The organism is Tenacibaculum sp. AWR4_210, from assembly GCF_056160945.1.
Map to the genome: position 1 here is coordinate 33,895 of NZ_JBSWYF010000010.1, position 14,482 is coordinate 48,376.

Annotated in this window: 11 protein-coding genes; 2 read left to right on the forward strand and 9 right to left on the reverse strand. The window is 38.7% G+C overall.

Going from position 1 to position 14,482, the window contains the following annotated elements:
• Positions 1–2 precede the first annotated feature (2 nt).
• Positions 3–1,301 (reverse strand): autotransporter outer membrane beta-barrel domain-containing protein, encoded by a 1,299-nt coding sequence (locus ACXAG7_RS16615; RefSeq protein WP_476667514.1) that lies wholly within the window; start codon positions 1,299–1,301, stop codon positions 3–5.
• Between the two features lie 213 nt (positions 1,302–1,514).
• On the opposite strand from ACXAG7_RS16615, the gene ACXAG7_RS16620 reads away from it, so the two are divergent.
• The gene (locus ACXAG7_RS16620; RefSeq protein WP_476667515.1) at positions 1,515–2,534 is read left to right on the forward strand and encodes a sensor histidine kinase; all 1,020 of its coding nucleotides are present in this window, start codon (positions 1,515–1,517) and stop codon (positions 2,532–2,534) included.
• Positions 2,524–3,231 (forward strand): LytR/AlgR family response regulator transcription factor, encoded by a 708-nt coding sequence (locus tag ACXAG7_RS16625; RefSeq protein WP_408044678.1) that lies wholly within the window; start codon positions 2,524–2,526, stop codon positions 3,229–3,231. Before ACXAG7_RS16620 ends, ACXAG7_RS16625 begins: the two co-directional genes overlap by 11 nt.
• 177 nt (positions 3,232–3,408) lie before the next feature.
• On the opposite strand, the gene ACXAG7_RS16630 is transcribed toward ACXAG7_RS16625, so the two are convergent.
• The 8 genes from ACXAG7_RS16630 to ACXAG7_RS16665 form a co-directional block, all read right to left on the reverse strand.
• Positions 3,409–4,170, reverse strand: coding sequence for a LytR/AlgR family response regulator transcription factor (locus tag ACXAG7_RS16630; protein WP_408044679.1), 762 nt, complete (start codon positions 4,168–4,170; stop codon positions 3,409–3,411).
• A gap of 387 nt (positions 4,171–4,557) precedes the next feature.
• Positions 4,558–5,667 carry a cytochrome-c peroxidase gene (locus ACXAG7_RS16635; RefSeq protein ID WP_408044680.1) on the reverse strand — a complete coding sequence of 370 codons (1,110 nt, stop codon included), beginning with the start codon at positions 5,665–5,667 and terminating at the stop codon, positions 4,558–4,560.
• 18 nt (positions 5,668–5,685) lie between these two features.
• The gene (locus ACXAG7_RS16640; RefSeq protein ID WP_476667516.1) at positions 5,686–7,212 is read right to left on the reverse strand and encodes a DUF6850 family outer membrane beta-barrel protein; all 1,527 of its coding nucleotides are present in this window, start codon (positions 7,210–7,212) and stop codon (positions 5,686–5,688) included.
• 49 nt (positions 7,213–7,261) lie between these two features.
• Positions 7,262–8,587: a DUF4876 domain-containing protein gene (locus tag ACXAG7_RS16645; RefSeq protein ID WP_476667517.1), complete on the reverse strand. Its 1,326-nt coding sequence runs from the start codon at positions 8,585–8,587 to the stop codon at positions 7,262–7,264.
• 22 nt (positions 8,588–8,609) lie between these two features.
• On the reverse strand, positions 8,610–11,318 hold the full coding sequence (locus ACXAG7_RS16650; RefSeq protein WP_476667518.1) for a TonB-dependent receptor: 2,709 nt from the start codon (positions 11,316–11,318) through the stop codon (positions 8,610–8,612).
• Between the two features lie 298 nt (positions 11,319–11,616).
• Entirely contained in the window at positions 11,617–12,045 is a 429-nt protein-coding gene (locus ACXAG7_RS16655; RefSeq protein ID WP_476667519.1) for a heavy-metal-associated domain-containing protein, read from the reverse strand.
• Between the two features lie 10 nt (positions 12,046–12,055).
• The gene (locus tag ACXAG7_RS16660; RefSeq protein ID WP_476667520.1) at positions 12,056–13,762 is read right to left on the reverse strand and encodes an efflux RND transporter periplasmic adaptor subunit; all 1,707 of its coding nucleotides are present in this window, start codon (positions 13,760–13,762) and stop codon (positions 12,056–12,058) included.
• Positions 13,759–14,481 (reverse strand): heavy-metal-associated domain-containing protein, encoded by a 723-nt coding sequence (locus tag ACXAG7_RS16665; RefSeq protein ID WP_476667521.1) that lies wholly within the window; start codon positions 14,479–14,481, stop codon positions 13,759–13,761. Before ACXAG7_RS16665 ends, ACXAG7_RS16660 begins: the two co-directional genes overlap by 4 nt.
• Position 14,482 lies beyond the last annotated feature (1 nt).

Genomic DNA, 14,482 nt, shown 5'->3' on the forward strand with positions numbered 1-14,482 from the left:
TATTAAAAGGTAAATCCTATTCCCATAGAAAATACCTTATCAGTTTGATTTCGATTCATATCCACACTGGTTACTGGATCAATATGTTTAGAGCCAAGAGTTTTGTGAGCGTAATGCGCTTTGAGAATAATGCCTTTATGCACAAACCAATTTACACCACCAGTAACTACGCTTCGCTGCCAACGAGGATTATCAACTACGCCATCACTAACACTGAACATGGTATCGTAAAAATCATAGCGTACAAAAGGATAGACGCTCATAAGTGTTTTTTTCTTCAAAAAATACGGCAGTATGTCATAGCCAACTTCTGCAGCAATTCCGACGGCGCTGCGCGCTACTGGAGTCCTTTTCACACCGAGTTTATTTGATAAACTCGCATTGAAATACGATACTGCATTGGCATTTCCTAAACCGCCCCAAAGAGCCGTTGTAGCTAAGCGCCAATTCCCTTCATTATAGGATAGGTGAACTTCCCATAGCTCCACAAAAGCATCTACATCCATATCATTTTTCGGGCGATTTCCTCTAGAATTCCCAAAATAGCTACTGAAACCGACGAAAGTATTCTTATGCGTACCGAAGAGGTAATCCCATCGTGTAGCGAAGGCAAAATTCTCAGCGTTTACCAACTCAAATCGGGTTTGATGCCCATCTCTGATAAAATGTTGACTGTTAAATCCGGTAGCATCCAAACCGTTCACAAAAGCGAGGTGATAACGAATGCGTTTGTTCCATAGGAATCCGTAAATATCTATCCCCGTTTCATACCATCCTAAGGGGAGTAATTGATTTTCCATCTCAGGTCGATAAGTAGTAAAATACTCATCAGGAGTATCCAAATTTTGAGCGAGCCCAAACTGTAACTTTAAGCGACCTAATTTGACATTGAAATATTCTTTTAAGGCAAAATTTATATATACTTGTTCGAGCTTTACCTCACCACCAGTAGCTATTTCCTGTTCAAACTCTCCTCCTTCTTCAAAAGTTTCCAATTCCAACGAAGCTCCGGTACCTCCATGCTCAAACTCGAACTCTGTTTTTAACGAGATCATCGGAGAAAATTGATAATCTAAATACAAATTCAGGCGCTCTGGATCTATAGTGTTTTTCTGATTCGGATTGGTATCGAAATCATTGTTATAATAGTGTATGGCCCCATATCCTCTCAGCTTAAAACTACTCCATCTAAGTAGGTTCGGCGCCAGCTCGGTAGGTAAGACGTTCGATTGTGATTGTTGGGCTCTCAAGGAACTAGCTAACAACACTAGCGCTACTCCCCAGATAAACTTTTGCTTCATTATTTTTATTTAGATTTGATTTGCTTTTTGTTTTCGAAGGCAAAAGACCGAGCATCTTTTCAAAAAGTAAAAAACAATCAATGAATCCCCTCCCTTTATCTGTGAAACTAGGCGGTAGTAGTTCATTGAAAAAATAAGCGTTTACACTGAAGAATTGGAGGTTTCAACTGAACTACAACGAAATACCTTACTAAATCTCGTATTTTTGTTAGCATGAAAATTTGGAAACAACAATTAGCTATATGGCTAGCCTACAGCATTTCTTTATATAGTTTTTTTGAATATCTCACAGATACGATTACTGCAATTGTCCATGTAGCCAGCTTTGTAGGTACTCAACTCATCGCCTACTACAGCAATACGCGTATAGTACTGCCTCATTTTTTTGAACAAAAACGGTTTGGGTTGTACGTACTACTCAATATGATACTACTCATTTTCGGTTCCATAGTCACCACCATTTCAGAACAATTTACTCCTGAAGCTCTAACTAATATCAACGGTGATTCTGCGCTTATTCATTATGAATCTCCGTTTGCTCTTGAACCCTTAATAGCGCATGCCATGCCCAGTTTTATCGCTATTTTTATCGCTTTTGTGATTTTTCAGCACCGCAAAAAAGCCATTAGAGACCAGCGCGACTTGGCCCTTATCAAAGCTGAGAAAAACTTTCTCGTACAACAATTAAATCCTCATTTTTTATTCAATACACTCAATAATATTTATTCCTTGACTTCTAGTAATAACCCAAAAGGAGCAGCTGCCGTCATGACCTTATCAAAATTGTTGGACTATTCCTTATACGGTACAAAAAAAGAATTCGTTCCAATAGCAAAAGAAATTCAGGCAATTGAAAATTTCATCAATCTCTTCAAACTAAAGGACGATAATATTCAACGGATTTACCTGGAAGTTACTAAAGTAGATCGCAATTTTTCTGTAGCACCACTATTAATGCTTCCCATCGTTGAAAATGCCCTAAAACACGGTGATTTGGAACAGACCTCTACTGGATACGTTGCTATTACAATTACTTCTGATGAAAAACACCTATACTTTACCTGTGAAAACAGTTATGCTCTTCCTAAAAAAGTAGATCAAACAGGGGGTATCGGTATCAAAAACATTCAGCGAAGACTCGCTATTATATACCCAGGCAAGCACGCATTTAAGATAACAAGTGCTTCCAATAAATTTTCAGTATCCCTAACTATAGATACCTATGGAGCTTAAATGCATTATCATTGACGACGAGCAACCGGCTCGTGAACTCTTAGAAAATTACTGTGCTCGACTGGAGCATATCAAGGTGTTGGGAAGTTATAAATCGGCCATAGAAGCCCATAGTGTTTTAAAAGCTACCGACATCGATTTATTACTTTTAGACATACAAATGCCTGACATCTCTGGAATTGATTTTTTACGGTTACTGCAACCTCAGCATACGAAGGTAATCTTTACCACTGCGTATCGTGATTACGCCTTGGACGGATACGAACTGGATGTCGTTGACTACTTGCTTAAACCCATAGAGTTCCATCGGTTTTTCAAAGCTATCGAAAAAGTAAAAATTTTACAGCGCCGTCAGGATGCACCTGAAATTGGAAGTGGGGACCCTAGGTATTTATCTATCAAATCGGGGAAGCGGATGTATCGAGTTCCTACTAAGGACATCAGCTATATAAAATCGGAAAACGAATATGTAAAGTACGTAACCAAGACTATGGGAAGTATTCTTGAACACGGAGCGTTAAAGGATCTCGAATGTCAATTATCACCTATTGAGGGCTTTATAAGGGTTCACAGGTCTTATATCATTAATACTGCCTTTATTGCCTATGTAGAGGGAAATCGGATTATGATTGAAGGCGAATTCATTCCGATAAGTGAGCGTTATAAATCAAGTTTTTTTAAATTATGGCAAGGTTAGTCTTCAAATATACATTTCAATAAAAAGAGGCCTCTAACCCTGTTAGAGACCTCTAAACCCCTAAAATAATAATTAGCCCAAAACCTAGACTGACTATGGGCGCAATGTATATCGAAATCTTCCAATCAAGAAAGACAACGTCAAAAGTGGTCTACGCTGTGTAACAAACGTATTGATTTAAAAGCGTAATCGTTTTTTGAGTTCATCTTTTCTACGTTTTGCCAAAGGCATTAGACTCCCGTTACTCATGAGGCAATAACTATCCTTTTTCTTATCAATTTTAATTAGAAAATTGAGATTAATAATATGAGAGTTGTGAATTCTAAAAAAGGTTTGACTGCCCAAGAGCTTCTCGTATTCTCCCAAATTTTTACACGAAACAATTTCTTCTCCATTTTTAAGACAAATAATAGTATACCTACCCAACGAAGAGCAACTTATGATATCCATCTCTTTTACAAGGGCGATTTCATTCTGAGATGAAATAGCTATGCTCTTTTTAAAATAATACCCATAGGCAATCATCTTTCTAAAATAATCGTGTAAATCATAAACAAACAACTCGTGTTTTTTGTAATACTGGTGAACCTTTTGCATGGTTTGTCCAACAACCTTAACATTAAAAGGCCTGAGAAGGTAGCCCAGGGTATCGAAATTCAAGGCTTCAAAGGCATGTGTCTTATCTTCCGCCATAAATACGATTTGAAAATCGTACTCCGTTAGCGAACTCAGAAAATCAAAAACCAAATGTTCCTTCCATACAACATCTATAAAAATGAGTTTGGGTCGCTCTTTGTTAATTCGGTTAGACGCTTCTTCTAAATTTGTAACCACTTCAATTACCTGTAGGAATGGGCAATATCGAAGCAACAAATTTTCTATCGACTTCTCGCTGTTTTCCGGACTTTCCACTACGATTGTTTTGACATACTCAGTCATGCTTAGCTATGTTTTGTTATTAATACTAAAAGTCATGTATAATTACTGTGCTCAGTCGGTATCTCATCGACAGAACTTCTGAAGAAAATAGTTAGCTAGTACAGAAAAATTTCAAAGCAATTTACACGTACCACAAAAGTAGACTCCTTTGAGGGCTAGTGCGTTTTAAATGTAATCTAAGTGTAATCTGATGTAATTTACGAAAAATAATCCTAACAACCTCTTGCTCTTACAACTCTTTACTGCTAGAACTTCAGAACCGTACCAACGGCTGTTCATCTCAACATAGACTGCCCCAAAGCACCGAATATCCAAAAAGAAAAACGGAATAGCCAATTGGCTACTCCGTTTTTCTTTTCTGTTATAAATAATTCAATTAAATTTTAGCTATTCGGGTAATTCTGGTTTTTGAATTCGGAATGCTGGAGCTGATATGCTTTCTAAAAAAGCGGTAATATTTTCAATATCCTCTTTTGTCAATTCCGTTTTTACCAACAAACGAGATGTAGTCGGAAAGAGTGAATCGTTCTTTTGATGCGCTCTTCGTCTCGGTCTTGGCATCCCGTTGCTATACATGGTCAAAATCCCTTCCATTTTATCAAACAGCCCATTGTGCATCCAAGGTCTGGTTCGCATCACATCGCGTAAACTCGGGGTTTTAAACCTTCCGATATCTTCCGCCTTTTTAGTCACATTATACCTTCCTAGGTCTTCGTATTTTCTTCCGTAGTAGGTAAGTCCTACATTGTGAAAAGATTCATCAGAAAATAACGGTCCGTTATGGCAATTCATGCACCTCGCCTTGGTTCTGAATAAATGCAGTCCTTTAAGTTCTTTTGCATTGAGCTTTTCTCTCCCTAGTAAAAAACGATCGAACTTCGATTTTCTGCTGATCAATGATCGTTCAAAAGTTGCAATGGCATAAGCGATATCATCGATGGAGATAGCATCTTTTTGCAAGAGCTCTCGAAACGATTTTTTATATCCTTCTATGCTGTTTACTCTGGCCACCACAGTATCTAGAGAGGTATTCATCTCTACAGGGTTTTGCATAGGACCGAGTACCTGCTCTTCGATAGAGTTGGCTCGTCCATCCCAAAAAAGCGATTTCTTATACGATAAGTTAAGTACTGTGGGTGCATTTCTTCTACCTTCTTTTAAAAATGCTCCCATAGAAACTCTTCGGTTATCCGTATAATTTTGATCTGGATGATGACACGAGGCACAGGCTATCTGTTTCGACTGTGACAATCGTGCATCAAAAAACAATTGTTTCCCCAATTGAATCAGTGCCTTGCTCGGGGTATTCCCATTGGGATACTTCGGACTCGGTAGTACTCCTAATTCGCGATGTGCTACCGTACTATCGAGAGTCGGTTTAGGCCACTGATCGGTTGGTTTTTGATAAGTGTTCAGTAGTAATTCGTATTCTGTTGGTTTTGCCTTACAGCTCATCAATACTAGCCCTATAAATAAGCTATAGATTATTTTTTTCACTTAATGGTTACTTGAATATTAATAAGTTATTGTTACGTATGCTTGTGTTAGTTGCTGAATTCTGCCTGTTTGTAATGGTAAGTTAAGAGCCGACAGAAACCCTTTCCCTTTTACTTTTACTCCAAAATCGACATAAGTGGCATGTTTAAATTGGTATTGATATCCCAGTTGAAGTTCTCCTTGCACTTGCTTCGCAGTTTCCAAGGCAACAAATGGTGCAATCTCCTGGTCTACTAGGGTATTCCTCAGGCTAAACAACTGTTGTTTTGACAGGTTAGTTCGTCCTCCTAAAGAGGCACGCCCGTATAATTTCGCTGATTTGTTAACCGCTATATCGCTACTGTAAAAAACAGTAAGTGCTGCATTGGTATACTTAAAGCTATTTAACACCTGGTAATCTTTTTTTTGCAACTGGTGCAAACCTAGCTGAACTCCGTAATTTGCCGAAACTGAACTTGCAGAACGCGTTACTTTTTGATATCCTGCTTTGGCCTCCCAAAACCTAGCATCGTAATTTTTACCTTGGGTACTTACCTTATAATTGTTTCCGGTAGAAAAAACTCCTGACAGGTCGAATTGCTGGCCATTGCCAAAGTCGTAATACTGAAACTTTGCTCTGGTAGTATTATAGGTATAAGTTCCTAGTAAATAACGATCATTGGCCGTAGTTAGCGAATTGTAAAACTTATTGGTTCCTCTTTTAAATTCCGCTTTTGCATGCCAACGAACCTCCTTGTCGGTTTTCATTACGGAAGCCCCAAAACCCGCTCTCGATTCGTAGCTCGTATGATCGAGGCCAATGGCCGTTTCTATACTTCCTAGCCCAAAGGCACTTCGCAAAAACAGGTCTACGTTTACGGGGATATTAAAGTAACTAGCTTCTCCGTCATAAATAATATCACTTTCTTCAGTGATAACACCATAGGTGCCGTGGACTCCCACAGTAAAGCTGGGTAACTTCCAAAAAAGCCCTAGTTCTCCTTCAATAAACATGCTTAAAATCCTCGGTTTGGGTTGGATGGTTTTGTAAAACTGACTTGTTTGATACTTTCCTCCTAGCTTTGCAAAGAATGTATCAGAACTAACAGGAAACACCAAGGCTCCATTGAGTTTAAACAATTGATTATTCCAGTCTCCTAAAGCATAGGCTAGCTTTTTAAACGGTGTGCTCTCCGCCTGGTTCCAAAAATTTGTACGATTGGTCAGGTTAAATCCATGCCCTTTTTCAAAGTTCTTAACATAACTCATATCTCCTACCAACAGAGCACTTTTCAACCTATAAATCCCGGTAGCTTCTAAGTTAAGATCTGTTACCTTTTCTGCATTCGCGGCGCTGCGGACAAAACGATGTTCTTTTGCTACCGTAAATCGTGCGAGGGTATATTCCGCAATTGGTGAATTGCGATATAACTCAGGATTTTCATGAAAATTCTGTTGTATGGTTTGATAAAAATAATGCGGATAATCTCTTTGAATTCGCAAACTATCTTGCGCTTGGACCACACTTACCACACCTAATAAAAGAAGTAAAATTCGTTGTTTCATACGGTTGTAAAAAACGCAGTCAATTCAAAAAATTGACTGCGTAGTAGTTTTATTTCCACCCTCCAGGAACTGGAACGTCGATTACTGAAAAATCGTTATCTGAATTATTTGTGTCTTGTAACACTTTTCTTCCACCAAAAGTTTGAGCAACCTTTCTGATCACTGCTTGTGATGAATAATGTCCTTTTGCTACAGAAGCCACTCCGGCATCCAATGAAGTATCTAATCTTCTAGGAGAACGTCGTGCTGGGTCAGGTCTATTCGTTTCAACAGCATCGATAATATCACTGTTTGGAATCTGTAAATATTTTCTAGTAGTTGCTGTAACCGTAGTTGTTTGTGGATTTGGTAACCTTTCTAAGCTCGCAAAGTCTTTTGTTCTAAAAATCACAAATGAATCTCTACCTAATGGATCTAAAATCATTTCTCTCGCATTTAAGTGATACGCTACTTCCACGTTAGGTACTGACGGATTATCGATATCTGTATCTAATGGCGTTTTTCCTATAGAGTTTAAGTGTGCAATCAAATTCACCTCAAACTGCGCTCCACTGAGGTCAACAGTCAATGCTGGATTGTTTACACTGTAGGTTTTTCCTCCAACTACTAAAGGTTGTTTGTGGTTGATTGCTGTAGCGGCAATGACAATGCTCTCACCTGCTTTAATAGGATGTTGCTTTCCAGTCCCAGGAATTTTATACACGTGATCTGCATACACATAGTCAGTATTTGACTTGGCTCCTTTGGTTTGTCCAATAGATTTAGTCCAGTCGTATTGTCCATTAGCTAAGGTATACGCCTTAACAGAAGTTGTTGTTCTACCGTACAACTGTCCAAAATACAATCCGTCAGCATAAATGGTTTCGTTTGAATTGTTGTAAATTTCTACAAACATATCTCTAAATCCAGCTCCCTCTCTTAAATCAGAACCTGCGTAATAAATTTGCTTGAATAACAAATCACCAATTCGAGAAGTCTTTAACTCCACACTGTGGTTTGGTGAATTTTTTTGAATACTAATATTGTCTTTTGCTCCACTAAAGTTTACTTTGTCTTGCGCAGCTGCCGTACCAAAAAATGTCAAATACTGGGCTTTGGTAAATTCAATTGTAGCAGAAATATTATACACTCCTGGGTTTACCGATCCGAACTTTACTTCACCAGCGGCATCTGTTTGTGCCATATAGGTACTACCATTGCTCACTCCTGATATCTTTACCGTTACTCCTTCAATTGCCTTGTTAGCAAAAGCCTCTCCGAAGTTGGCAGTAATAGTAGCACTAACGGGCTCGATAACTGGGGTGTCTTCACTACATGAAATAAACCCAATACTGGTTAGCAATACTAAGATTACTAATTTACTTACGTTTCTCATTGTTTATCTATTTTTGATTGATCTAAAATTTATACGACACACTCCCTCCAAAGGAAATCGGTCTGTTTAATTCGCTATAGGTTAACTCTCCATCACTGTTTATCCTTTCCAGTATCGGTCGGTGGTTTAAAAAGTTGATAGCGTAAAAAGAAAAGCGCAAACCGCTTTCAAATTCCTTAGCTACTCGTAGGTGATAGTTTCCGTAAAAGGTTTCTAAACGAGAACTGCTGGCACCTAGATTGTTGTTCGTACTGCGAATTGGAATGTACTTGTCCAAGCCTCTGTCTTGTTCAGGAATGTTGTGATACTGCATATTCCTGTCGTAGTAAGCATAGGCATAGCGATCTCTTTCCGGGATACTGGTATCAGCATTGAAAAACTGTTCGGCAGTCAAGGTTATTACCAAGCCAATCGAAGGTACGTGATGCGTGGCGGTGATAGTACTATTGAATGTTTTGTAGGTTTGAGGAACGGGACGTAACAAACCTATAAAGGGTTCCGAACTGCTATCTTTCGATTTAGTATACCCTGGTAAATCCGAAAATGTTCGGGTATATCTGTACGCTGCATTAATATTAAAACTCGTATTAATACTGCGAATCTTGCGAATTGCCAATAAGACTTCTAATCCGTAATTAGTGGCCTCCAAACTATTCGTTGCTCTGCGGTAATCCAACAAGGTTGGGGTAGTTCCTATCTGTACATAATCAGGAGCTCTGTCAGGGTGAAACGTATAACTAAACTCAGGCAGTTGCGCTATCTCAAAATAGCGCTGATTGGTGAAACCATCGTATTGCTTATTAAAATATCCCGTCAAGGAAGCCGAATAGCTTTTGGTAGTATAATCCAATCCCGTTTCAAATTTCAAGGTTTTTGACGGCTTGATATTAGGTGTTTCGTACTTTCTGACAAAGGTATGTCCCAAGGCAAATGAATAGTTATTGGTTCGGAAATCTGCGATCACAAAATCGTAGTATAAATTACCCGGGAATAAGGATTGTAAAGAAGGTGATTTAGCAAATAACCCAGCACCGAAACGCGCTTTGAGTTTTCTACTCAAACTCAATTTCGTATTTAAACGCGGGCTCAACATAGAAATCCCATTGTACAAATCGTAGCGCAGACCTAAATCGGTAACCCAAATTTTCCCAAATAATTTTGTACTAATCTTCGATGTTACATAACTGCTGAACTTGACATCGGCAGGTACCAAACTATTGAAATTTACATTCCGATACCCTACTCGATCAGGGGTTGACAACAACTTTAAATCGTTTTCACTGTAATTTCCCCTTCCGAAATTTTTATCTATCCCCAAGTTTGTCCCCAAGTTAAATGCATATCGCGCCGAAGCTGTTTTAAAAGATTTTGAGAGCTCTATACGATTGAAGAATGAAAATGGTTTGTTTTCGATAACTTCACTTGCGAAAAAACTCACAGGAGTATAACTCAACTCAAAGGTCCCTTCGTCAAGACTATTTATGATAGGGGTTCCCCCTGTATTTTTCTCCGATATAGATCGAGAAACATTTTTACCATAAGACAATAACGAACTTACTTCTAGCTTATCAACCCATGACACATTTGTAAACCAAGTACTAGCATTAGAAACACGAATCGACTTATTATCAAAACCTTTGGTTCTATTGGTAATCGCATTTTCTAGGGTATTATAGGAATTGATATTTTGCCCGTATTGGACAGTTAATCTATTTTCGAATTTCTTTTTTCGTCTATAGCTCCATGACAAGCTCGTATTGATACGCTCAAAAGCGCTCAATACAGATCTGGGGTCGCTGTTAGAATTTAAATAATCGACACCAAAATTTAAAAAGCCTTGGTTGTTTTTTAACTCGAACCCTTGTGTGAGGTTAATTCCGTACGAGCCGCCTCTCAAATTGGCATTTACGCGTAACGGCGTATAACCGTGCGCTTTTTTAATTTTTATCAGCCCTGTATTATGATCACCATAACGCGCAGAAGATATTCCTTGCACTACCTCAATCGATTCTATATTTTCTAAGGATAAGTTTTTTAAATCAACTCCTACTCCAACACTTGAATTCTCTTCCAAATTAGCAAACACCCCTGACTTTAAGGTAACTCCCCTTCCTCCGGTCATGTTTACATTATTATTCAAAGGCATGTCGTCAACTAAGTAACCTACCCCAAAAGAATTGTTCAATAAATACTCATTGTTATTATATCCTAGGCCTTGATTCTTATTAAACTTCGTAGTTTCGTTAAAAATAGCTGAACGCAACGTCAAGAGTTGTCGCTCGTGAAGATCTGATTCCGAAAGAGGTTTTCCCGGAATCAACTGCATGACATCGGCCACACTTTGTGCTTGAACGAGTTCAATGGCTTGCTTTTGGAGTACTAGGTTTGACCCTGTGCTCTGCTTTTTACGCTTTGCCACTACCTGTACCTCGTCAATACTCAGATTGTCATCTTTGAGAAGTATGCGCACCTGTTGTTGTGCTTTGGTGTAACTATGAGTTTGATCAACCTTACCAAGGAGGTGGTATTGTAACTTTACAGGGAATGATTTGACAGAAATTTCAAATACTCCATTTCGGTCTGACAGTGTCCACCTGCCCGTATTCAAATTTCTAACCAATACGTTCATTAAAGGTTGCTGACTTTCAGCATCCAATAATTTCCCTCCAATTTGTGCTTGGAGTGGTATGCTTAGTAGTAAGCATATAATAATAAGTAATCTAGCCTTCATGACAATATAAATTGCAGAGGCAAAATTATATAGATTTATTCCAAATAAAATACTTATTTAGAATAAATAAAAATAAAATATTTTGTACTCAATTTTTTTGCTAAAAAAATCGAATCCGAATTCTAAGGAGCTTAATTTTTTGAATTATTCGTAAAAAAACTCTTATTTTTTTAAGTTACAGAATGTATTATAGCGAGCGTTTACGGCAATTTTTCATTAACATACATCAATAAATTTATTCTTCGATGCAATTAAAAGGAAATAGAGCTACTTGGTTGCAGCTCTATTTTACTTTCTTTTAGTGGGTATTTTCGGTGGTCTCTCCTTCCTTTAAACTCATCTTCATAGTTCTGTCATACTGACAACATCCTGCTAGGTTACTATAGGCCTCTTCTCCTGCAACCATTTTATCCGTATCATAGCCAGATGCAGCCACTGCTTTGTGCAATGCTGCTAAGTCAGTTTTGGCTCCATCGAACGAGACCTGTAACTCTTTTTTCGCCTTATCCCAAGTGGCCTCTGCTACACCATCTATTGACTTGGCCGCGGTTTCAATAGTATTTTTACACATACCACAGTTTCCGCGGACACCAAAATTAGCTTTTGTCATACTTGAAGCTACTACCTCTTTTTTAACATCCTTACTGTCCTCTTTTTTTGCTTCTTGCTTACAAGAAGTCCATGCTAGTGCGGCCATTAAAGTTACCGCCATCATTGCTTTTCTCATGTTATATAATTTAATGATTACTAATTATTTCCTTTACTTCACCACATTTCAGCATTTGATCACCGAAATACGGGTTTCTAATTTCCTTTTGATCACTCAACCAATACGCGCCTTTATCTCTGGCTGCCATGGGACAATACTGTTTATACACCGTAGTGAGTATTCCAAACGACTTCACTAATGAGATCATTTGAAGTGACAAGGATTCAAAAGCTACACGTTGTTGATCGATTGCTTTTGCTTGCTGTACTTCTGCTATTGCGGCGTTCAATGCAACCGATGCGTTTTTCCAATGTTTCTTTGCCATCTTATCAAAGAGTAATGCTGCATCCACCTCTTCCAAACTCACTTGGAATTTACCTGCATTTTGGGTCGCTGCCTTTAGGTTTGTATTGACTAATGCATCTTTAATAGCGCTGTACGCCGAAAATACATGTTGTAATTCTCCTTTAAATTCTTTAGAGACCTCGAAAGTCATCGCCTGCATGACTTTTTTATTCATCATCGACTTTTTTCCTTTTAACTGGGCCGCTGCATCGACAGTAAATACTCCGTTTGTTACGAGTATTTCTCCTTCTTTTACTCCGGAAAGTACCTGGTAAAAGGCTCCTTGTTGTTGTCCTAGTAATACTTCTCGCAATTCGAAAATAGGCTCGGAAGGATTCGTTTTAACGTACACTACCGATCGTTTACCTGTCCATAGTACTGCAGAAACTGGAATGCTAAGTAGGGAGTCCTCTACTTTTTGCTGTCCGTCCATTTGTCCACGTAAAAACATTCCTGGTTTTAACTGGCCAGTAGGATTAGGAATTTCAACTCTAATTTTTGCCGTTCGTGTTTTTTGGTCAACGAGAGGATCGATAAAACTAACGGTTCCTTTTAAAACTTTAGCCGGGTATGCCTCCGTTTTAATCGCTACCTGTTGTCCTAGTTTTACCGAAGCAAGTTGGCGCTCATACAAGTCAAACACCCCCCAAACACTGCGCAAATCTGCAATGGTAAACAGTAATTGCCCTTGATTCACATAATCTCCTTGGAGTACTTTTTTTTCTACAACGGTACCTGAAACTGGAGCATGTATTGGAAAATTTTCGATAATCTTTTTTGAATTGAGTACGCGTTGGATGGTAGCCTCGGAGATTTTCCAGTACTTTAACTTGTTCTTTACCGCCTTTAGCAATTGCGGTTGCGTGGCTCTCAACTCATAAGCCGTGAGTAATTCTTGCTGAGCCTTCACAAGTTCTGGAGCGTAGATATACGCCAGTAATTGACCTTTCTTTACCTGCTCTCCCTCCGTGTTTATCAATAAGCGTTCTATGCGCCCTTTAAAATAACTCGCTATAGTTTTGTTGGTTTTATCATTTTCAACCAGCATTCCATTCAAGGCCATGGCAAAACCGCCATTTGCATTAGCTTGCACCTTCGATACCGCAATATTAGCTAGTGCCATCGCGTTTTTAGAAAGTTTAAATTCTCCTGCTGCCAAGCCCTCATGTCCTGCTGCCGCAGGAATTAAATCCATCCCGCAAATAGGACAATCTCCCGGTTCATTTTTCATGATTTGCGGATGCATTGAACAGGTCCACTTTTGATTTTTATGCTGCGAATGAGCGGCAACGGTCTGCTTTTCAGATCGTTCGTTTGTTGAAGGTTTTAGCAGGTAACCTACTGATATCCCTACAACTAATAAGGCTATATAAATTCCGTACTTTTTCATAATTTCTCAATTAATACTGCAATGGCCATCAAGATCATGATTGCATTTTCAATAAATGTAGCTTCGGTCATCGGTAATTTCAATACGGTACCTAGACAGGCACAGCGTATTGATTTTTTATCACGCAACACTTTGATTACTCCTAGGGTAGTGATTCCTAAAATCAATAAGGTCACGAGCAATACCGGAACAATCGCTATTCTCAGTATCAACAACACGCCCAGTAAGGTTTCCAAAAAAGGGTATATCTTTCCATATACTTTTATTCGCTTCGCCAAAGGATCATACATGGCAAAAGAATCCGGAAAGCCTTTTAAATCGAGCATTTTAAAGAAGGCAAACACAAGATAGAAAAGTCCCATAAAATCGAGCATAAACTCATCCCAGGTTCCTCGTTGTAATTGTATCAATGCGCTTCCTCCCAAGAGGTAGCCAAAAATTAAAAACAACGGTTGTAATTGTTTCCACTTAGAAATTTCTGTTTCTTCTACTTCATTTATTTTCTGGATCTCTACGATTTCTGAGAGTTTATATTTTGAAGGTAAGGCCGCATTCAAATCTTTTAAAACTAACCGTTCTTCACTTTGTATGCTCACGAGTGCTTGCTCGAGGTCCACCTCAATGGCTTGAACGCCTGTAATGGCAGATAGTGCCTTGTGCACTTTGGAACGACAACTTTGACAGGTCATCCCAGAAATATGATAGGTGTTATTTTTCATG